21 protein-coding genes are annotated in these 18,619 nt (G+C 72.1%); 11 read left to right on the plus strand and 10 right to left on the minus strand.

Going from position 1 to position 18,619, the window contains the following annotated elements:
• Positions 1-6: 6 nt before the first annotated feature.
• Positions 7-1,548 carry an APC family permease gene (locus ACZ44S_RS07995; protein ID WP_466925719.1) on the minus strand — a complete coding sequence of 514 codons (1,542 nt, stop codon included), beginning with the start codon at positions 1,546-1,548 and terminating at the stop codon, positions 7-9.
• Between the two features lie 59 nt (positions 1,549-1,607).
• A complete protein-coding gene (locus ACZ44S_RS08000; protein WP_466925721.1) occupies positions 1,608-2,558 on the minus strand; it encodes a hypothetical protein in 951 nt (316 codons plus the stop codon).
• Positions 2,559-2,848: 290 nt separating this feature from the next.
• Here ACZ44S_RS08000 and ACZ44S_RS08005 point away from each other — a divergent pair, with 290 nt between their 5' ends.
• The 3 genes from ACZ44S_RS08005 to ACZ44S_RS08015 are packed head-to-tail and all read left to right on the plus strand — an operon-like array spanning position 2,849 to position 4,166.
• Complete coding sequence (locus ACZ44S_RS08005) at positions 2,849-3,442, plus strand: NUDIX hydrolase (protein ID WP_466925723.1); 594 nt, start codon at positions 2,849-2,851, stop codon at positions 3,440-3,442.
• A complete protein-coding gene (locus ACZ44S_RS08010; protein WP_466925724.1) occupies positions 3,439-3,831 on the plus strand; it encodes a YidH family protein in 393 nt (130 codons plus the stop codon). The genes ACZ44S_RS08005 and ACZ44S_RS08010 overlap by 4 nt, the downstream gene beginning before the upstream one ends.
• A complete protein-coding gene (locus tag ACZ44S_RS08015; RefSeq protein WP_466925726.1) occupies positions 3,828-4,166 on the plus strand; it encodes a DUF202 domain-containing protein in 339 nt (112 codons plus the stop codon). The genes ACZ44S_RS08010 and ACZ44S_RS08015 overlap by 4 nt, the downstream gene beginning before the upstream one ends.
• Before the next feature lie 103 nt (positions 4,167-4,269).
• On the opposite strand, the gene ACZ44S_RS08020 is transcribed toward ACZ44S_RS08015, so the two are convergent.
• Positions 4,270-5,199, minus strand: a complete 930-nt coding sequence (locus ACZ44S_RS08020; protein WP_466925728.1) for an NADP-dependent oxidoreductase — start codon at positions 5,197-5,199, stop codon at positions 4,270-4,272.
• Between the two features lie 194 nt (positions 5,200-5,393).
• On the opposite strand from ACZ44S_RS08020, the gene ACZ44S_RS08025 reads away from it, so the two are divergent.
• Positions 5,394-6,416: a phosphotransferase family protein gene (locus ACZ44S_RS08025; protein WP_466925730.1), complete on the plus strand. Its 1,023-nt coding sequence runs from the start codon at positions 5,394-5,396 to the stop codon at positions 6,414-6,416.
• A gap of 6 nt (positions 6,417-6,422) precedes the next feature.
• Positions 6,423-7,637, plus strand: a complete 1,215-nt coding sequence (locus tag ACZ44S_RS08030; protein ID WP_466925732.1) for an acyl-CoA dehydrogenase family protein — start codon at positions 6,423-6,425, stop codon at positions 7,635-7,637.
• A gap of 9 nt (positions 7,638-7,646) precedes the next feature.
• Here the strand turns inward: ACZ44S_RS08030 and ACZ44S_RS08035 are convergent, their stop codons facing one another.
• Positions 7,647-7,793, minus strand: coding sequence for a hypothetical protein (locus ACZ44S_RS08035; protein ID WP_466925734.1), 147 nt, complete (start codon positions 7,791-7,793; stop codon positions 7,647-7,649).
• 75 nt (positions 7,794-7,868) lie between these two features.
• On the opposite strand from ACZ44S_RS08035, the gene ACZ44S_RS08040 reads away from it, so the two are divergent.
• The gene (locus tag ACZ44S_RS08040) at positions 7,869-8,807 is read left to right on the plus strand and encodes a LysR family transcriptional regulator (RefSeq protein ID WP_466925737.1); all 939 of its coding nucleotides are present in this window, start codon (positions 7,869-7,871) and stop codon (positions 8,805-8,807) included.
• Here the strand turns inward: ACZ44S_RS08040 and ACZ44S_RS08045 are convergent.
• Entirely contained in the window at positions 8,746-9,339 is a 594-nt protein-coding gene (locus tag ACZ44S_RS08045; protein WP_466925739.1) for a TetR/AcrR family transcriptional regulator, read from the minus strand. The genes ACZ44S_RS08040 and ACZ44S_RS08045 overlap by 62 nt on opposite strands.
• A gap of 212 nt (positions 9,340-9,551) precedes the next feature.
• Positions 9,552-10,325 (minus strand): SDR family oxidoreductase, encoded by a 774-nt coding sequence (locus ACZ44S_RS08050; RefSeq protein ID WP_466925741.1) that lies wholly within the window; start codon positions 10,323-10,325, stop codon positions 9,552-9,554.
• Positions 10,326-10,494: 169 nt separating this feature from the next.
• Here ACZ44S_RS08050 and ACZ44S_RS08055 point away from each other — a divergent pair, with 169 nt between their 5' ends.
• From ACZ44S_RS08055 to ACZ44S_RS08065, 3 genes are all read left to right on the plus strand, one after another.
• On the plus strand, positions 10,495-11,745 hold the full coding sequence (locus tag ACZ44S_RS08055; RefSeq protein ID WP_466925744.1) for an exo-beta-N-acetylmuramidase NamZ family protein: 1,251 nt from the start codon (positions 10,495-10,497) through the stop codon (positions 11,743-11,745).
• A gap of 443 nt (positions 11,746-12,188) precedes the next feature.
• Positions 12,189-12,791 (plus strand): hypothetical protein, encoded by a 603-nt coding sequence (locus ACZ44S_RS08060; RefSeq protein ID WP_190166257.1) that lies wholly within the window; start codon positions 12,189-12,191, stop codon positions 12,789-12,791.
• 168 nt (positions 12,792-12,959) lie between these two features.
• Positions 12,960-14,027 (plus strand): RNA ligase (ATP), encoded by a 1,068-nt coding sequence (locus ACZ44S_RS08065; protein ID WP_466925746.1) that lies wholly within the window; start codon positions 12,960-12,962, stop codon positions 14,025-14,027.
• A 536-nt stretch (positions 14,028-14,563) separates the two neighbouring features.
• Here the strand turns inward: ACZ44S_RS08065 and soxR are convergent.
• Positions 14,564-15,061: a redox-sensitive transcriptional activator SoxR gene (gene soxR / locus ACZ44S_RS08070; RefSeq protein ID WP_466925748.1), complete on the minus strand. Its 498-nt coding sequence runs from the start codon at positions 15,059-15,061 to the stop codon at positions 14,564-14,566.
• 131 nt (positions 15,062-15,192) lie between these two features.
• Between soxR and ACZ44S_RS08075 the strand changes: the two genes are divergently transcribed.
• On the plus strand, positions 15,193-15,654 hold the full coding sequence (locus ACZ44S_RS08075; RefSeq protein WP_037932264.1) for a MaoC family dehydratase: 462 nt from the start codon (positions 15,193-15,195) through the stop codon (positions 15,652-15,654).
• Here ACZ44S_RS08075 and ACZ44S_RS08080 read toward each other — a convergent pair.
• From ACZ44S_RS08080 to ACZ44S_RS08090, 3 genes are all read right to left on the minus strand, one after another.
• Positions 15,645-16,289, minus strand: coding sequence for a TetR/AcrR family transcriptional regulator (locus ACZ44S_RS08080; RefSeq protein ID WP_466925750.1), 645 nt, complete (start codon positions 16,287-16,289; stop codon positions 15,645-15,647). The two genes, ACZ44S_RS08075 and ACZ44S_RS08080, sit on opposite strands and share 10 nt — an antisense overlap.
• A gap of 66 nt (positions 16,290-16,355) precedes the next feature.
• Positions 16,356-16,643, minus strand: a complete 288-nt coding sequence (locus ACZ44S_RS08085) for a YiaA/YiaB family inner membrane protein (protein ID WP_150153759.1) — start codon at positions 16,641-16,643, stop codon at positions 16,356-16,358.
• Positions 16,644-16,702: 59 nt separating this feature from the next.
• Positions 16,703-17,854: an acyl-CoA dehydrogenase family protein gene (locus tag ACZ44S_RS08090; protein WP_466925753.1), complete on the minus strand. Its 1,152-nt coding sequence runs from the start codon at positions 17,852-17,854 to the stop codon at positions 16,703-16,705.
• 87 nt (positions 17,855-17,941) lie between these two features.
• On the opposite strand from ACZ44S_RS08090, the gene ACZ44S_RS08095 reads away from it, so the two are divergent.
• Positions 17,942-18,583 carry a TetR/AcrR family transcriptional regulator gene (locus ACZ44S_RS08095; protein WP_466925756.1) on the plus strand — a complete coding sequence of 214 codons (642 nt, stop codon included), beginning with the start codon at positions 17,942-17,944 and terminating at the stop codon, positions 18,581-18,583.
• Positions 18,584-18,619 lie beyond the last annotated feature (36 nt).

The raw sequence follows: 18,619 nt of genomic DNA on the forward strand, positions 1-18,619 counted from the left end.
CACGTCCTACGCGTTGCGCTCGGCCTCCTGGTCGAGCTGGAACGCCTCGTTGCCGAGCCCGATGCGGGCGTGGGTCTCCGGGGCACGGGAGCGCAGGACGGCGCCCTGGACCAGGCCGACGACGAGGGCCAGGCCGATGACGCCGGGCAGGATCCAGCTCAGGGCGGAGTCGGGACCGGCGCCGACCAGCACGTCGAAGTCCTTGACCGTGTAGCCGGCGATCACCACCAGGGCTGTTCCGGCGAGTGCCGAGGTGCCCAGCCGCCAGGCCTGAGCTCCGGCGGCGCCGCGCCGGACGAAGAAGACCACGACGGACAGGGAGGCGATGGCCATCAGGACGATCACGCCGAGCGCGCCGATGTTGCCGCCCCAGGTGAACAGGCGCAGCACCGGCGCGGTCGGGTCGCCGGTGGGCTTGTCGTCGGTGAGGGCGAAGGCGAGGACCAGCACGGCGGCGATGGCGGTCTGGAGCAGGGAGCCGGTGCCGGGGGCGCCGCTGCTGCCGGTGGTGCGGCCGAAGGCGGCGGGCAGCAGGCCTTCGCGGCCCATGGCGAAGGCGTACCGGGCGACGACGTTGTGGAAGCTGAGCATGGCCGCGAACATGCCGGTGACGAAGAGGACGTGCAGGACGTCGGTGAAGGTGGAGCCGAGCCGGTCCTCGGTGAGGAAGAACAGCAGGCCCGCGCTCTGCTCCTGGGAGGTGCCGACGATCCCGGAGGGGCCGGTGGCGACGGTGAGCGCCCAGCTGCTGACGGCGAAGAAGACGGCGACTCCGGCGACGGCGAGGAACATCACGCGCGGCACGACCTCGTGCGGCTTGCTGGTCTCCTCGGCGTAGACGGGGGCCTGTTCGAAGCCGAGGAAGGCCGCGATGCAGAAGCACAGGGCGGTGCCGACGCCGGCGCCGGTGAGCGTGTCGGGGTTGAAGGCGTGCAGCGAGAGGCCCTCCGTGCCGGGGTCGGCGATGGCGGCGACGTCGAAGACGACAACCAGGAGCACCTCGATGACGAGCAGGACCCCGAGGACGCGCGCGTTGACGTCGATCTTCAGCCAGCCCAGCACGCCGACGGCCAGCACGGCCACGAGCGAGGGGATCCACCAGGCGACCTCGACGTCGGCGTAGGTGGCGAAGAGGCCGGAGACCTCGAACCCGAAGATGCCGTAGATGCCGACCTGGAGGGAGTTGTAGGCGACGAGGGCGACCAGGGCGGCGCCCGCGCCGGCGGTGCCGCCGAGTCCGCGGGAGATGTACGCGTAGAAGGCGCCGGCGTTGTGGACGTGCCGGCTCATCTCGGCGTAGCCGAGGCTGAAGAGGATCAGCACGACGCCGAGGACCACGAAGAGCAGCGGCTGGCCGACGATGCCCATCACCGCGAATGTGGTGGGCATGACACCAGCGACCACCATGAGGGGGGCGGTCGCGGCGAGGACGGAGAGCAGCAGGCCCCCCGTGCCGAGGCGGTCGGCGCGCAGGGCGCGCTCCTGCCCCTTGAACGTACTGATGCCGTCGGCTGTTGCTCTGCTCCTGCTCGAACTGTCCGTCGTCATCTCGAGACCGTCCTTGGGTCGGGGGTGGTTGCGGCGGGTGCGGGGGGTGGGGGCTGGGGTCAGGCCGTGCCCAGGGCGGCGGCGCGGGCGGTGCGGAAGGCGGTCAGGGCGTCGCGTTCGGGGTAGGACCAGGGTTCCGGTGTGGCGTGGTCGCCGATGCGGTGGAAGAGGGCGGCGGCCTCGGCACCCCGGCCCTCACAGACCTTGGCGTGGGCGAGGAAGTTGAGGTCGACGAGGCGGCGCGGATGGTCTTCGCGCTCCCACTCCAGCCACCAGTCGAAGGCGGCCTTCATCACCTGCCGGGCGCGGCGGCCGACCCAGTGGCCGGAGGCGACCGGGTCGGCGGGCTCGTGGCCCGCGGCGGCCAGGGTGCGGTAGCGCTCGGCGTGCGCGATGACCGGCAGGATCGCCAGGGGTGAGTCGGCGGGGGCCTGTTCGGCGGCCCAGTTGGCGAAGTCGTACACCTCGTGCAGCGGGTCGGGGCCGGCCTCCACGCGCCGCTCCGCCAGCCAGCCGACCACCAGGTGGTGGGCGTGGTGGTGCTCCGCGTACCGGGTGCGGATCTGCTCGAAGACGCGGACCACGTCCCCCTCCGCGCCCAGGGAGCACTCGAGGAGAAGCAGACCGAGCCAGGGGGTGGGGTCGGCGGGCAGCAGCTCCGCGGCCTGATGACAGCTCTCGCGGACGCGGGCCGGCTTCTCCTTGCCGCGCAGCGCGCGGCGCACCTGGGCGAGGGCGAGCAGCACGGACGCGTCACCGGAGTCGGGCTCGGCGAGCAGCCATTCGCGCGCCCAGGCGGCGGTGTGCGACTCCCGCGCGAGCACCGTGACCCGGTGGCCCCGGCGGTCCCAGTCGTCCCCCGTCCGGACGAGCAGCGAGCGGGTGTTCTGCCATCGGCCCTGCGCCAACGCGGCCCGCGCTGCGACCAGTTCGGCGTCGTCGAGAGCGTCGTCGAAGGCCTGTGTCCCGCGTTTGCGGGCACGGCCGAGGGGAGGCGGGGGTGGGGACACCGCGGAACTTCCTCACGCGCTCTTCTTGTGGTTCGGCTCACGGCGGGCGGTCGGTACGGCAGTGGTCGGCTGCCGATTGCCATGAGCTGATCACAGACAGCAAACCGCCAGCCAACGGATCACGTCAAGGGCGCACGGGCCGTTACACGCGTCAACTGCGGTCACGAAGAGGCAACTTGTGGTGCCCGAGCGGCCGGGGTCGTCCGAGGCGTGCGAGGGGGCGCGACGGCGGGCGGTGCGTGGTGTGCGGCCTGGCGGTGCCCGGCCTGGTGCGCTGCTTGGATGGCCGTATGAGTGCTGACGAGATCATCGACATCGTCGACGAGAACGACCGGGTGGTCGGGCGGTCGCCTCGCGGCGAGGCCTACGCGCGGGGCCTGCGGCACCGGTGCGCCTTCGTCCTCGCCCGGGACGCCGAGGGACGGATCTTCGTCCACCGCCGGACGCCGGGCAAGCTGGTCTTTCCCTCCCTGTACGACATGTTCGTCGGCGGGGTGGTCGGCGCGGGCGAGGACTACGACGCGGCCGCCCTGCGGGAGGCGGAGGAGGAACTGGGCGTGAGCGGGCTGCCGCGTCCCGAGCACCTCTTCACGTTCCTGTACGACGACGGGGCGGGCCGGACCTGGTGGTCGGCGGTGTACGAGGTGCGCTGCGAGCTTCCGGTGCGGCCGCAGGCCGAGGAGGTGGCGTGGCACGACTTCCTGCCCGAGGCCGAGGTGGAGCGGCGACTGCGTGAGGGCGGGTGGGAGTGGGTGCCGGACGGGCTTGCGGCGTACGAGCGGCTCAGGGCGTGGCGGTCGGGAGGCGGCGGTCCGGCCGGCCCGGACGGTGCCGCGGGCCCGGGTCCGGGATCGTCGGAGCCGCCGGTAGGGTCGCCGGCGTGATCGATTTTGTGCGGAACGTTCGGTTGTGGTTCGCGCCCGCGGCGGTGCGGGATGAGGGTGAGACGCCCGACTACCGGTTCTCGCTGGCCAACGAGCGGACGTTCCTCGCCTGGCTGCGTACCGCGCTCGCGCTGATCGGCGGCGGGTTCGCCGTGGACCAGTTCCTGCCGGACCTGCGGTGGGGCTGGCGAGTGGGGCTGGCGCTGGCGCTGCTCGCCGCCGGGGCGTTGTGCGCGCTGCGGGCGGTCAATCACTGGGTGCGGTGCGAGCGGGCCATGCGGCGCGGTGAGGATCTGCCGGTCTCCCGGTTCCCGGCGCTGCTGAGTCTGGTGGTGGCGGTGGTGGCCGTGGCGATGGTCGTGGTGGTGCTGGTGGGGTGGGAGGGGTGAGCGGGGCGGCCGCCCCTGCGGCGGAGCGGGATCCCGGGCTGCAGCCGGAGCGGACGCGGCTGGCATGGCGGCGTACGACCTTGTCGAGCACGGTGGTGGCCGTACTGGCGGGGAGGACGGCGGTGGCGAGCGGGGGGCCGGTGGGGGTGGTGGCGGTGGCCGGTGTGGTGGGCTTCGCCTGCTGGGTGGGGTTTCTGGTGGTCGCCCATCGGCGGATTCGCGGACTGGCGGCGAGTGCTGTGCCTGCGGCGCTGGTGCCTCGGTACGCGGTGGCGGCGGTGGGGTGTGTGGTGGTGACGGTGCTGTGTGGGGCGGCTCTGGTGCTGCGGGGTTGAGGTGGTGGGTCTTCTCGCCCCCGCCGCCCCTTCCCGTCCCTGGGACTGCGCCCCCGGACCCTCTTTCGGCCCTACGGGCCTCGTCCTCCAACGCCGGACAGACCTATTCGGGCACCGTTACCACGATCTTGCCCCTGGTGCGGCCCTCCTGGTTCAGGCGGTGGGCGTCCGCCGTGCGTTCCAGGGGGAAGGTCTCCGAGACGTGGACCGTCACCACGCCCTGTTCCGCCAGGTCGGACAGGTGGGTCAGGTCCTGGGGGTCCGGGCGGACGAACCAGTACTGGCCGCCGTAGGTCACCACCTCGGGGTCGGTGATCGAGACCAGACGGCCGTCCGGGGTGAGGAGGTTCGCGGAGGCCTTCAGGGCGTCTCCGCCGACCGTGTCGAGCACCGCGTCCACACCCTCGGGGGCCAGCCCGCGCACCCGTTCCGCGAGGCCCTCGCCGTAGCTCACCGGCTCTCCGCCCAGTCCGCGTACGAAGTCGTGGTTGCGCTCGCTGGCCGTGCCGATGACCCGGGCGCCGAGGTGGGCGGCGAGCTGGACGGCGATGGAGCCGACCCCGCCGGCCGCGGCGTGCACCAGGACGGTGTCGCCGCGGCCGACCCCGAGGACGCGGTGCAGCGCCTGGTGGGCAGTGAGCCCCGCGAGCGGGAGGCCGGCCGCCTCCTCGAAGGACAGGTTGCGCGGCTTGCGCGCGAGCGTGCGCACCGGGGCGGCCACGTACTCGGCGAAGGTGCCCTGGGAGAGGACGTCCTCGCGCACATAGCCGATCACCTCGTCGCCTTCGGCGAACTCCGGAACCGCGGGCCCCGTCCGGACCACGACGCCGGAGACGTCCCAGCCGGGGACGACCGGGAAGACGGGCCGCAGGAGGGAGTCGAGGTAGCCCTCACGGCACTTCCAATCCACCGGGTTGACCGCCGCCGCCCGTACCTTCACCAGTACCGAATCGGGGCCGACCCTGGGGTCGTCGACCTCTCCTACGCCGAGCACCTCGGGGCCGCCGTACCGTGTGTAGCTGATCGCCTTCATGCGTCCGACCCTCCGGGGTCCGCTCCGGGCGTGCAAGCCGGACGGCCCGATACACGCCATTCGCGTGGTCGCGGAGTGGCAGGCCGGGGGGAGCGCCTATCGTGGGCCCGATCACGTTTCGCTCTCGCTCTGGACGACATACCGACCGGTCGGCATCATTGTGCGGGTACCGTCACCTGCCTGGAGGAGCGACGATGAGCCCCGACCACCCGCCCGGACTCGATCTCGACCGGCTTCGCGGCCTGCTCGAACGGGAGCGGCCCGGCCTGGTGAACGGCCCGCTCACCGGCCGGCTGATCGAGGGCGGCAGGTCCAACCTCACGTACACGGTCTCCGACGGCGACTCCAAGTGGGTCGTACGGCGTCCCCCGCTCGGCCATGTCCTGGCCACCGCGCACGACATGAAACGCGAGCACCGGGTGATCAGCGCGCTGCATCCGACCGCCGTGCCCGTGCCGCGCCCCGTGCTGCTGTGCGAGGACGAGGAGGTGCTCGGGGCGCCCTTCTACGTCATGGAGTTCGTCGAGGGCACCCCGTACCGCACGGCGGACCAGCTCGTCCCGCTCGGCCCCGCGCGCACCCGGGACGCCGTGCTGAACCTGGTGGACACGCTGGTCGAGCTGCACGCCGTCGACCCCGGTGAGGTGGGGCTCGCGGACTTCGGCCGGCCCGAGGGGTTCCTGGACCGCCAGCTGCGGCGCTGGGGGAAGCAGCTCGACGCCTCCCGCAACCGGGAGCTGGCCGGGATCGACGAGCTGCACGCCGCGCTCGGCCGCGAGCTGCCCTCCTCCCCCGCGCCCGCCGTGGTGCACGGCGACTACCGCCTCGACAACGCACTGATCGGCGAGGACGACAGGATCAAGGCCGTCCTCGACTGGGAGATGTCCACCCTCGGGGATCCGCTGACCGACCTCGGACTGCTGGTGATGTACAGCATGCCGCTGAGCATGCCGGACTCCCCCGTCTCCACGACCGCCGAGGCCCCCGGGCACCCCGCGCCCGCCGAGCTGGTCGAGCGGTACGCGGTGCGGTCGGGGCGCGACGTCTCCGCGGTCTCCTGGTACACGGCGTTCGCCTGGTTCAAGCTCGCCGTGATCCTGGAGGGCATCCACTACCGCTACACGCTGGGCCAGACGGTCGGGCGCGGCTTCGACCGCATCGGCGATCTGGTCCCGGTGTTCATCGAGCACGGTCTGACCACTCTTCAGGAAGGCTGACGGCACATGGACTTCGCGTTCGACGCGCGCACCGAGGAACTGCGCGCCAGGCTTCTCGCCTTCATGGACGAGCACGTGTACCCGGCCGAACAGGTCGCCCACGAGCAGCGTGAGCGGTCTGCCTCGCCGTGGGACACCGTTCCCGTGGTCGAGGAGCTGAAGGCCGAGGCCCGCCGGCAGGGCCTGTGGAACCTGTTCCTGCCCGACTCCGAGTACGGCGCCGGGCTGACCAACCTGCAGTACGCACCGCTCGCCGAGATCATGGGCCGCTCCCCGCAGCTCGCGCCGACGGTCACCAACTGCGCGGCGCCCGACACCGGGAACATGGAGGTGCTGGCGCAGTTCGGCGACGAGCGGCAGAAGAAGCAGTGGCTCCAGCCGCTGCTCGCGGGTGAGATCCGTTCGGCGTTCGCGATGACCGAGCCCGAGGTGGCCTCCTCGGACGCCACCAACATCACCACGCGCATCGAGCGGGACGGCGACGACTACGTCATCACCGGCCGCAAGTGGTACATCTCCGGGGCGATGCACCCGGACTGCACCATCTTCATCGTGATGGGCAAGACCGATCCGGACGGGGCGGACATCCGCCGTCAGCAGTCCATGGTGCTCGTCCCGCGCGACACCCCGGGTGTCACGATCAAGCGTGCGATGCAGGTCTTCGGCTACGAGGACCACTACCACGGGGGACACGCCGAGGTGGTCTTCGACCACGCGCGCGTGCCGGTGTCGAACCTGATCGGCGAGGAGGGCGGCGGCTTCGCCATCGCGCAGGCCCGGCTGGGTCCCGGCCGGATCCACCACTGCATGCGGCTGATCGGCATGGCCGAGCGGGCCATCGAGCTGATGTGCCGGCGGGCGGTGTCCCGGGACGCGTTCGGCAAGGCGCTGGCCCGGCAAGGCGTGGTGCAGAACTGGATCGCCGACGCGCGCGTTGCCGTCGAGCAGCTGCGGCTGCTGGTGCTGAAGACCGCCTGGATGATGGACACGGTCGGCAACCGGGGCGCCCACACCGAGATCCAGGCCATCAAGATCGCCACCCCGCGTACGGTCGTGGGCATCCTCGACCGGGCGATCCAGCTGTACGGCGCGGGCGGGGTCAGCCAGGACTTCCCGCTGGCCGAGCTGTACGCCGGTGCCCGCACGCTGATGATCGCCGACGGGCCCGACGAGGTGCACCAGCGGTCACTGGCGCGCCGGGAGCTCAAGAAGCACCTCTGAGTACGGCGGCTAGTAGCCGCCGTACGGTGTGTGGTCCGTCAGCGCCAGCGCGCGCAGGAAGTCCCGCAGACGCAGGAGCCGGCGGGCCAGGAGGCGGGGCGCGGTGGGGGCGTGCGGGGAGTAGGCGGTGGTCCACAGGGCCGGCATGAGATCCATGGCGCCAGCATCGGCTGTCCGCGGCCCAGCGGTCCAACAGATGGTTTCGCTGGTGCCGATCTCTAGAATCGATGGATGGAGATCCGTCAGCTCCGCCACTTCATGGCGGTCGTCACCGAGGGCAGCTTCACCGCGGCCGCCCGTGCCGAACTGATCGTGCAGTCGGCGCTCAGCACCTCGGTCCGCAACCTGGAACGGGAGCTGGGCGCCGACCTCTTCGACCGCACCGGCCGGCGGGTCGTGCTCACGGAGGCGGGACGCGCGCTGCTGCCGCAGGCGCGGGCGCTGCTGGCCGGGGAGCGGTCCGCGCGGGAAGCGGTGGCGGCGGTGGCCGGGCTGGACAGCGGACGGGTGGCCATCGGCACCATCCAGACGCTGACCTGTGTCGATCTGCCGGGAGAACTGGCCGCCTTCCACGACGAGTTCCCCGGAATCCAGGTTTCCGTACGGGACGCCACGGTGGACGACCTGACCGAGGCCCTGCGGGCGGGCGAGCTGGACCTGGCGTATCTCGCGCCGGACGCGCGGGAGCTGCCGGAAGGGCTGACGGTGCACGCGACCTGGCATGAGGAGCTGGTGCTGATCACCGCGCCGGGGCATCCGCTCGCCCGGGCCGGCAAGACGCTGGTCAGCGAACTCGCCGAGGAGCCGTTCGTCGACTTCCGCGCGGGAACCGGCCTGGAGACGGCCGTGCGCCGGCTGTCCGCCCACTGCGGGCTCACGCGCCGGATCACCTGCGACGTCACCCAGGCGGGGCTGCTGGTGGATCTGGTGCGGGCCGGGATCGGGGTGGCGTTCGTGCCCCGGCCGATCGGTGAGCGGGCGGGGCTGCCGTGTGTCACGGTCCGGCAGCCGGATCCGGGGCGCACGGTGGTGCTGGCAGGGCGCGGGGCACGGCCGCGCAACCCGGCGGCGGGTGCCCTGCTCGATCACCTCATGGGCCGGGGACGGCTTACGGGCGCAGTGCCCGCAGCAGCAGGTCCGCCAGATGGTCGGCGACCTCCTGCGGGCTGAGCGGGCCGTCGGGGCGGTACCAGGTGGACAGGTGGTGCACGGAGCCGAAGTGGTAGTCGACCACGAGGTCGGCCGGGGTGGCCGTGGAGAAGACGCCCTCCCGCTGACCCTCCTCGATCAGCGCACGGAAGCGTTCGTGGTAGCGCCGGCGCTCGGCGCGCACCTGCTTGTTCTTCTCCGGGCTGAGGTGGTGCATGGAGCGGAAGAAGATCGACGCGTCGTCGAGGTTCTCGATCGTGGTGACGACGACGTCGGCCGCCGCCCCGCGCAGCCGCTTCTCGATGGGCTCGTCGGAGTCCGCGAAGTGGTCCAGGCGCTCCTGCTGGAGGCGCAGCACGCGCGCGTACACCTCGTGCAGCAGGTCGTCCTTGGAGCCGAAGTAGTGGTACAGCGCCCCCTTGGTGACGCCGGCCGCCTCGACGATCTCCTGCACCGAGGTGCGGTCGTAGCCCTGCTCGGCGAAGAGCCGGGTGGCGGCGGCCAGGAGCCGCTGCGGCACAGGAGTCCCGTCACCGTCCGTTGTTCTGGGCACTGCCGCCACCCGCCTTTCCATGTCGCTGTCTCAGTTGTGGTGGAACAGGGAACACCGTTCCCGACGGAGGATCTTCCCACTGCCCGGGTCCGGCCGGTGCGGCAGGATCCCCGCCCGGAGCGCATCCTTGCAGGCGGCCAGTCTCTCCTTGCGCCGCACGGCGGGTACAGCCGGGTCCGTCCCGGGGCGGGCGGAAGGGCCGGCGGGTCCGGTCACCGGGTCGTCTCCCAGTGCTGCTGGATGCGGTTCATGCCGGTGAGCCAGCGGTCGGGGTCGGTGGCGCGGGCCTGGTAGTACGCGGCGACCTCGGGGTGCGGGAGGATCAGGAAGCGGTCCTCGTCGATGCCCCGGAAGAGGGCGTCGGCCACGTCGTCCGGTTCGATCGCGGTCGGCTTCAGGACCAGGTCGCCCGCACTGCCGGTGGCGTCGAGCATGTCGGTGCGCACGCCCTGCGGGCAGATCGCGTGGACCTTCACACCGCGGTGGCGGTAGGTCAGGGACAGCCACTCGGCGAAGGCGTAGGCGCCGTGCTTGGTGACGCTGTAGGGGGCGGTGCCGATCATGGTGAGCAGTCCGGCGGCGGAGACGGTGGAGACGAAGCGGCCGGTGCCGCGCTCCAGCCAGTGAGGGAGCAGCGCGTGCGCCGCGCGGACGTGCGCCATGACGTTGACGTCCCAGGACAGGGCCCAGCCCTGCTCGTCGAGAGGTTCCCCCGGCTCGCCGCCGTCGCGGCCGACGCCGGCGTTGGCGCAGTAGACGTCGACCGTCCCGCCGAGCGCGTCGCGGGCCTCGGTGACGGTCGAGGCGGCGTCGCCGGGGACCGCGAGTCCGCCGATCTCCTCGGCGACGGCCTTGGCGCGGTCGGCGTCCAGGTCGTTGACGACGACCTGTGCCCCCTGGACGGCGAAGCGGCGGGCGAGCGCTGCTCCGATGCCGCCCCCCGCTCCCGTGACGACCACCTTCGCACCTTGTACGGCTTGCACCATCGGTCTCCTTCGACGCGGCTCCCAGCAGCTTCAGGCCGTCAGACTAACCGGTCGGTATGCACGGTGGAAGAGGCGTTCCGAGGCGGGGCGGTCCGGTTCGTTCCCCGGGGCGGTCACGCGCGCTAGCGTGCGTGGGCATGACACCCGCCGCGATCACGGAGGTCACTGTATGAAGCTGTCCAGACGGAGTTTGCTCGCCACCACCACGGCCGCGGTCGCGGCCTCCGCCGCGCCGGCGGCGGCCGCGTCGGGCGCGACGCACAGGGGCGGCCGGAGGCTGCGCACCGGGTTCGAACGCCTCGCCGAGGACGGCTACGCGCCGCTCGACGGCCGGCGCGTGGGCGTGGTCACCAATCCCACCGGCATCACCCGGGACGTGCGGCACATCGTCGACGTGATGCACGAGGACGACCGTGTGGACCTGATCGCCGTCTTCGGCCCCGAGCACGGCTTCCGGGGGACCGCGCAGGCGGGCGGCTCCGAGGGCCGCTACGACGACCCGGCGACGGGCCTGCCCGTCTACGACACGTACCTGAAGAGCGGTCAGGCGCTCGCCGACATCTTCACCGCGTCCGGCGTGGACACCGTGGTCTTCGACATCCAGGACGTCGGCGCACGCTTCTACACGTACATCTGGACGCTGTTCGACTGCATGGAGGCGGCCGCGCTCGCGGGCAAGCGGTTCATGGTGCTGGACCGGCCGGACCCGGTGACGGGGCGGACGGCGCTGGGTCCGGTGCTGCACAAGGAGTTCGCGACCTTCGTCGGACGGCAGCCGATCTCGCAGGCGCACGGGATGACGGTGGCGGAGCTGGCGCGGCTGTTCAACGGGGAGTTCCTGACGACGCCGGTGCCGCTGGAGACCGTACGGATGTCGGGCTGGCGGCGGTCGGACTTCTACGACGCGTCCGGGCTGCCGTGGGTGCCGCCGAGCCCGAACATGCCGACGCCGGAGACGGCGCTGGTGTACTCCGGGACGTGCCTGTTCGAGGGCACGAACCTGTCGGAAGGGCGCGGGACCACCCGGCCGTTCGAGTTGCTGGGCGCGGAGGGGATCGACGGTCGCTGGGCGGCCGCGGCGAACGCGTCGGCGCCGGCGGGCGTGCGTTTCCGGGAGGCGTACTTCGCGCCGACGTTCTCCAAGTTCCAGGGGAGGACCATCGGCGGCGTGCAGGTGCATGTGCACGACCGGGAGGCGTTCGATCCGGTGCGGACGGGCGTCGACCTGCTGATCACGGCGAAGCGGTCCTGGAGCGGCTTCGCCTGGCGTCCGGACAACTGGATCGACAAGCTCACGGGCTCCGCCCTGGTGCGCACCATGATCGACGCGGGCGCGGACACGGACGAGGTGGTGGCCGGCTGGGAGAAGGAGCTGGCGGGGTTCCGGAGGATGCGGCGGGAGTACCTGCTCTATCGCTGAGCGCGACGGCGCAGAGGGGCGGCGGGGCACGGACGGCGGCCCGCCGCCCCTCTGCGCCGGGGCGCCCACACCGCTGTGACCTGCGGTGACGCGGTCGCGGTCGGCGCCGGGCGGCACGCCGGGCGTGGAGGGCCGGTGAACGGTGTGCATATCGACCGGTTGTTCAGGAACCCGTGGAGGCCGTGGGGAGTTCTCAGGCTGTCGAGGGAGAGTGCTCCCCCGCGGGAGGGCACGGAGCGCGATACCGCCGGTACCCCCGCGGACGACCACAACTGAAGCACGAGCCAGGGGAGTTGGTTCGCGAGTCCCCGCGGCCGGCTGATGGGGGCCATCGAAAAAAGGATGGAGCCGATTCGCGTGTCGATACGTCTATTCGGCGACGTCCGTTCGACGACGCCGAAGTGACCGGATTACAGGTGCAGGTGTGACGGAGGTGCAGGACGATGGCCGGTTTCCGGAGTCTGGCGAGACAGGTCCGAGATCCGCGGTGCGATCTGGCTCTGCGGCGCTATTCGCTGCGCAAGTGCCTTGAACGATTCGCTCCTTACGGACACAGGGCGACCTGGGACCATTTGTGCTCGCGGGCCGGGTTCGACCCCGAGGACCGCTCCGTCGACCCGGCGCGGCTCGTGGCCGCACTGGACGAACTGGAGGAGGCCCGGGCGGTCTGGCTGGCGTACGAGGTGGAGTTCGCCGAGCGCCGCAGGAAGGAGAAGCACGACGGGCTGCGCAGCCCGGGCAGTGTGGACGACTGGCACCGGCTGACCTGGGGCGGTTTCGGTGTGGCCTGGTGCGACGACCCCCGGGTGCATCCGCGGGAGCCGCTGGCCGAGGTGCTGCGGAGGCTGATCGCCGCGCTGGAGCGGGAGCCGGGTTCGGCCTGCCCCGTGTGCCGGGGGGAACGGCTCATATGGCGTCACGATCTGGATCACGAGCCGTCGGCGGGCCCGGTCTGCGCGGACTGCGGAATCCTGGTGCCGCGTCCCGTACTCACCCCCGGGGCCCTGGCGGACGCCCGCCGGGCGAGGCTGCTGGTGTCGGCCTGAGGCCCTGAGCGACGCAGGGAGCAACGGGGGCATGGGGGTGCGCCGGGGATGCCGCACCCCCGCTGGCTCCGGGGACCGTAGCAGGCGGTAAACCGGTCGTTCCAGGGCTTTGTTCCACGGACAGTTGAGGGCGATGAAACGGACCTGAGAGCCCTAGGAGCTGTCCCGATGTCGACGCTGCGCGTCACCGCCGAAATCCTGACCGTCCTCGAGCACCCGGGCGCCGACGCCCTCGAGCTGGCCCAGGTGGGCCTGTACCGGGCCGTCGTCGCCAAGGGCGCGTACCGCACGGGTGACGCCGCGGTCTACATCCCCGAGCAGTCCGTGCTGCCGGCCGGTCTGATCGAGGAGCTGGGGCTCACCGGCCGCCTGGCGGGCGGGAACCACGACCGGGTGAAGGCGATCCGGCTGCGCGGTGAGCTGTCGCAGGGGATCGTGTGCCGGCCGAAGGCGCTCGCCGACGTCGACCTGGTGCGGGCAGCCGAGGACGGCACCGACTTCGCGGAGCTGCTCGGCATCTCCAAGTGGGTGCCGCCCGTCCCGCCGACGATGAACGGCGACGTGGAGTCCGCGGCCGGCCTGCTGCCCTGGGTCGACATCGAGAACATCCAGCGCTACCCGGAGATCTTCGCGCCGGGTGAGCCCGTGGTGCTCACGGAGAAGCTGCACGGCACGGCCTGTCTGCTGACGTACACCGCCGAGGAGGACCGGGTGTACGTCTCCTCCAAGGGGTTCGGCGCGAAGTCGCTGGCGCTGAAGGAGGACCCGCGCAACCTGTACTGGCGTGCGGTGCGCGGTCACGGCGTGGCCGACGTCGCTGCGGACCTCGCCACCCGGCTGGGGGCCCGGCGGGTCGGCATCTTCGGCGAGGTGTACGGCGCGGGCGTGCAGGACCTGTCGTACGGTGCGGACGGGCGGCGCGACACCCTCGGGTACGCCGTGTTCGACGTGTCCGCCGAGATCGACGGCCGGGTGCGCTGGCTGGACTCCGCAGAGCTGCTGGACGGCCGGTTGCCGCTGGTGCCGCGGCTGTTCTCCGGCCCGTACGACAGCGGGCGGGTCCTGGAGATCGCGTCCGGGCGGGAGACGGTGTCCGGGCGGGAGCTGCATCTGCGGGAGGGTGTGGTGATCCGGCCGGCGGTCGAGCGGCACAGCCCGGTGACCGGCGGCCGCGCCATCGCAAAGGCCGTGAGCCCGGCCTACCTGACCCGCAAGGGCGGCACGGAGTACGAGTGAGCACGGCGGGCGGTCGGGGGTGCCGTCCCGGGACCGCGAGGCTGCCCCGAGGCGGTGCCCCGACCCGCCCGCCACCACACTCCGCACCGGCACGACCCGCCCCAGACCCGGCACGGACATCCGCCACCGCGCTCCGAACCTGGCCGCGCGCCCGCCACCGCGCTCCGGACCCGCCACAGAGACCCGCCCGCGAACCCGGCACAAATACCCGCCACCGCACCCCAAGGCGGCACGACACGCTCGCCACCACACCGAGACCCCGCACGCACGCCCGCCACCGCGCCCCGAGACGGCACGACCCACCCACCGCCCCGCTCCAGAACCGACACCGACGCACGGCACCGCGTTCCAGACCCGCCACAGGCGCCCGCCACCACGCCCCGAGACGGCACAACCCGCCCGCCGCCCCGCTCCCGACCCGGCACGGATGCCTGCCACCGTGCTCGAGGCAGCACGACCCGGCCGCCGCCACACTCCGCACCTGGCTCGGACGCCCGTCGTCGCGAACCCGGCATGGCCCCGCTCGCCGCCGCGGTTCAGGCCCGGCTCGAGGGGCGGCGGTCGGTCCTCCGGGCGCTCGCGCTCTCGGGCAGCAGGCGGGAGCCCGTCAGTCGTTCGCCGGAGATGTCGTCCGGGTTGGACAGGACGCAGGTGTCCAGGGAGAGGCAGCCGCAGCCGATGCAGTCCGTGAGGTGGTCGCGCAGCCGGTTGAGCTGCTTGATGCGTTCGTCCAGTTCGGAGCGCCAGGCCTCGGAGAGGTGAGCCCAGTCGTCCCGGGTGGGGGTGCGCTCCTCGGGCAGTTCGGCGAGCGCCGCGCGGATCGTGGCGAGCGGGATGCCGACGCGCTGGGCGGCGCGGATGAAGGCGACCCGGCGCAGGGTGTCACGGGTGTACCGGCGCTGATTGCCCGGGGTGCGGCGGCTGCTGATGAGGCCCTTGGACTCGTAGAAGTGCAGGGCCGACACGGCGGCGCCGCTGCGGGCGGAGAGCTGGCCGACCGTGAGCTCGTGGATCTTTTCCGGAATCCGTTGCACCCCTCGAACCCTACCCACCCCTCCTGCGCCCGTGTCCGTTGACAGGGGCCGCCCGGCCGACCATGCTAAGCAGTTGCTTAGGCATGCGCACAGCGATGCGCCTGCGACTACGTGACGCGAGAGGCCAGGACATGGCAGAGCCGAGGATCTTCACGTCCGTCGACGAACTGAAGGCGGCGGTGGGCGAGCAGCTGGGGTACACCGACTGGCTGGAGGTCGACCAGAAGCGGATCGACCTGTTCGCCGAGGCCACCGGTGACCACCAGTGGATCCACGTCGACCCGGAGAAGGCCGCGGCGGGACCGTTCGGGACGACCATCGCGCACGGCTATCTGACGCTGTCGCTGCTGCCGCTGTTCGGCCCGCAGCTGATCACCGTCGAGGGCGTGAAGATGGGCGTCAACTACGGCACCAACAAGGTGCGCTTCCCCGCCCCCGTGCCGGTCGGCTCGCGCGTGCGCGCCACCGCCACGATCACCGCGGTGGACGAGGTGAAGGGCGGCGTCCAGGTCGCCACGGCGTTCACGGTGGAGCGCGAGGGCGGCGACAAGCCGGTGTGCGTGGCCGAGTCGGTGGCCCGCTACTACCTCTGAGCGGCGCCCCGGGCTCCGGCCCCCACCATCCGGAGCACGAGGTCGGCGTAGAGCGCGCCGACCTCCTCCGGGGTACGGGGTCCGTCCACGTTGAACCAGCGGGCCACGTCGATGCACAGCGAGAGCACGGCGAGGGTGGTGCCCTGCACGTCGACGACGTCGAAGTCACCGGCGCGCACACCGTCCTCGATGATCCCGCGCACCTCGGCGTCGACCTGGCGCCGCAGGCCGAGGATCTCCGCGCGGGCGTCCGGGCCGAGCGAGTCGAGTTCGTACTGCACGACCCGTGCGGTGGTGCGCCCGCCCGCGTGCCAGCGGACGAAGGAGCTGACGGCGTCGGCGAGCCGCTCGGCCGGGCTGCCCTCGGCACGGGCCGCCGTGCGCAGGATCTCCACGGCCTTCTCGTGGCCGATCCTGCTGATCCGGTGGAGCAGCTCTTCCTTGGTCTTGTAGTGGATGTAGAGCGCGGCCGGGCTCATCCCGGCGCGGCCCGCGATGTCGCGGGTCGTCGTGGCGTGGTAGCCGCGCTCCGCGAAGGCCTCCACGGCAGCGAGCAGCAGCCGTCGGGCCGCGTCGGGCGTGACCTCACCCCACGGCTGCGCCTCACCGCCGGCCGTCTCCTCCGCCGTACTCATCACTCACCTCATTCGCTGGCAGGGCCACCACCATACCGGCAAGGGTGAGCGAGCGCTTAGTGCGGCTCAGAGCTTCTGCAGCGGGTCGTGTTCGGCGAGGAGCTTCTCCAGGCGTGCCTGGTCGACCCGGTTCACGATCTGTCCGGCCTCCTGGCGGTCGCGGATGACCTTGGCCAGGGTGAAGGCGGAGGTGACCAGGTACAGGACCGCGATACCCAGGAAGGCACGGACCCACGCGTCGGTCTCCAGGTTGAAGATGCCGACCGCGGTGGCCCCCAGGGCCACCCCGAAGGACGCGACGGCCTGTCCGTAGAAGGCGGCCGTGCTCTGCTGCTTGACCGGTGTGTCGCTCATGGGGACCAGCATCGGCGGATGTGGCCGCCGCCACATCCGCTCGGATACTCAGGCGGTACTCAGAAGGCCGAAATCCCGGTCAGGGCACGGCCGATGACCAGCTTCTGGATCTGGCTGGTGCCCTCGTACAGGGTCATCACCCGGGCGTCGCGCAGGAGTTTGCCCGCCGGGTACTCGTCGATGTAGCCGTAGCCGCCGAAGACCTGCAGGGCGTTGTTGGCGGCGCGCACGGCTGCCTCCGAGGCGAAGAGCTTGGCCTTGGAGGACTCCACGGCGAACGGCCGGCCGCGGTCGATCAGGTCGGCGACCCGCCAGGTGAGCAGCCGGGCCGCGTCGACGTCCACGGCGATGTCGCTGATCAGCTCCTGGACGAGCTGGTGACCGGCGATGGGCTTCCCGAACTGCTCCCGCTCGCCCGCGTGGCGCACGGCCGCGTCCAGCGCCGCCTGGGCTATGCCGACACAGCCGGCCGCGACCGACATCCGGCCCTTGGCGAGGGCGGACATGGCGACGGAGAAACCCTTGCCCTCCTCCCCCAGCATCGCCGAGGCGGGCACGCGTACGCCCTGGAGGACCAGTTCGGCGGTGGCCTGGCCGCGCAGCCCGAGCTTGCCGTGGACGGCGCGGCGGGTCAGGCCCGGGGTGTCGGCGGGGACGAGAAAGGCGGAGACGCCCTTGTGGCCGGGGGCGTCGGTGGAGCGGGCGAAGAGCAGGACGACGTCGGCCCAGGTGCCGTTGGTGATGAACATCTTGGTGCCGTCGATGACGTAGTCGTCGCCGTCGCGCACCGCGCGGGTGGTGAGCCGGCCGGCGTCGGAGCCGGTGCCGGGCTCGGTGAGGCCGAAGCAGCCGACGTACTCCCCTGAGGTCAGGCCCGGCAGCCACGCGCGCTTCTGCTCCTCGCTCCCCCAGGCGGCGACGGTCTTGGCGACCAGGCCGAGAGAGACGGAGACGATGCCGCGCACGGACGAGTCGCCGCGGCCCAGCTCCTCGGTGACCAGGCAGTACGAGAGATGGTCACCGCCGGAGCCGCCGTACTCCTCGTCGACCGTCAGCCCGAGGAAGCCGACCTCGCCGAGCTTCCTGACGATGCCGCGGTCGACCTCCTCCGCGCGGTCCCAGGCGGCGGCGGAGGGCGCGACCTCACGCTCGACGAAGTCCCGGGCGAGCCGGCGGACGGCCTCCTGCTCGTCGCTCAGCTCCAGGTTCATACCGCGTCACCCCATGTGAAAGCCGCTAGGACCGTGTACGTTTAAATTAGCACTGCTAGTTTCTGTCGCGGTCCTACTATGTGCGCCATGGCCCGACCGCGCAAGCCCTTGCTCAGCACCGACCGGATCGTCGAGACGGCCCGTGCGCTCGTGGACGCGGAGGGCCTGGCCGCCGTCTCCACGCGCCGGCTCGCGGCGGAACTGGGTGTCAGCGGGCCCTCGCTCTACAACCACTTCCGCACCAAGGACGAGATTCTCGAGGCGGTGGCCGACTCGGTCAGCGCGCTGGTCGACCTGTCGATGTTCGAGGACGGCCGGGACTGGCGCACCGCGCTGCACGACTGGGCGGTCTCCTACCGCTCCGCACTGCGCGACCATCCGAACATCGTCCCGGTCCTGGCCCGCGGTCCCGGCCGCCGTCCGGCGGCGCTCCGGCTCGCCGACGCGGTCTACGGCGCCATGGTCCAGGCGGGCTGGCCGCCCGCGCAGGCCACCTCCATCGGCGCGCTGATGCGGTACTTCATCATGGGCTCCGCGCTCGGCTCCTTCGCGGGCGGCTTCGTGGACGACGCCAGCGCCTACGACCCCACCGACTACCCCCACCTGGGGCAGGCCCATCTCCTCGCCGAGCAGCAGGAGAAGATCGACGAGCGGGCCTTCGAGACGGGGCTGTCCGCCCTGCTGGACGGGCTGGCGCTGCAGTACGAGCAGGCCAGGAGCGGAACCTAGGAGGCGGCGGACACTTCGGTGAGGGCCGAAGTGTCC

This window comes from Streptomyces malachitofuscus (genome assembly GCF_055571035.1).

Excerpts from the sequence above, each read along its gene's own strand:
- ACZ44S_RS07995 (WP_466925719.1), bottom strand. The coding sequence starts at position 1,548 with ATGACGACGGACAGTTCGAGCAGGAGCAGAGCAACAGCCGACGGCATC.
- ACZ44S_RS08005 (WP_466925723.1), top strand. The coding sequence starts at position 2,849 with ATGAGTGCTGACGAGATCATCGACATCGTCGACGAGAACGACCGGGTG.
- ACZ44S_RS08020 (WP_466925728.1), bottom strand. The coding sequence starts at position 5,199 with ATGAAGGCGATCAGCTACACACGGTACGGCGGCCCCGAGGTGCTCGGC.
- ACZ44S_RS08025 (WP_466925730.1), top strand. The coding sequence starts at position 5,394 with ATGAGCCCCGACCACCCGCCCGGACTCGATCTCGACCGGCTTCGCGGC.
- ACZ44S_RS08030 (WP_466925732.1), top strand. The coding sequence starts at position 6,423 with ATGGACTTCGCGTTCGACGCGCGCACCGAGGAACTGCGCGCCAGGCTT.
- ACZ44S_RS08035 (WP_466925734.1), bottom strand. The coding sequence starts at position 7,793 with ATGGATCTCATGCCGGCCCTGTGGACCACCGCCTACTCCCCGCACGCC.
- ACZ44S_RS08040 (WP_466925737.1), top strand. The coding sequence starts at position 7,869 with ATGGAGATCCGTCAGCTCCGCCACTTCATGGCGGTCGTCACCGAGGGC.
- ACZ44S_RS08050 (WP_466925741.1), bottom strand. The coding sequence starts at position 10,325 with ATGGTGCAAGCCGTACAAGGTGCGAAGGTGGTCGTCACGGGAGCGGGG.
- ACZ44S_RS08055 (WP_466925744.1), top strand. The coding sequence starts at position 10,495 with ATGAAGCTGTCCAGACGGAGTTTGCTCGCCACCACCACGGCCGCGGTC.
- ACZ44S_RS08060 (WP_190166257.1), top strand. The coding sequence starts at position 12,189 with ATGGCCGGTTTCCGGAGTCTGGCGAGACAGGTCCGAGATCCGCGGTGC.
- ACZ44S_RS08065 (WP_466925746.1), top strand. The coding sequence starts at position 12,960 with ATGTCGACGCTGCGCGTCACCGCCGAAATCCTGACCGTCCTCGAGCAC.
- ACZ44S_RS08075 (WP_037932264.1), top strand. The coding sequence starts at position 15,193 with ATGGCAGAGCCGAGGATCTTCACGTCCGTCGACGAACTGAAGGCGGCG.
- ACZ44S_RS08080 (WP_466925750.1), bottom strand. The coding sequence starts at position 16,289 with ATGAGTACGGCGGAGGAGACGGCCGGCGGTGAGGCGCAGCCGTGGGGT.
- ACZ44S_RS08085 (WP_150153759.1), bottom strand. The coding sequence starts at position 16,643 with ATGAGCGACACACCGGTCAAGCAGCAGAGCACGGCCGCCTTCTACGGA.
- ACZ44S_RS08090 (WP_466925753.1), bottom strand. The coding sequence starts at position 17,854 with ATGAACCTGGAGCTGAGCGACGAGCAGGAGGCCGTCCGCCGGCTCGCC.
- ACZ44S_RS08095 (WP_466925756.1), top strand. The coding sequence starts at position 17,942 with ATGGCCCGACCGCGCAAGCCCTTGCTCAGCACCGACCGGATCGTCGAG.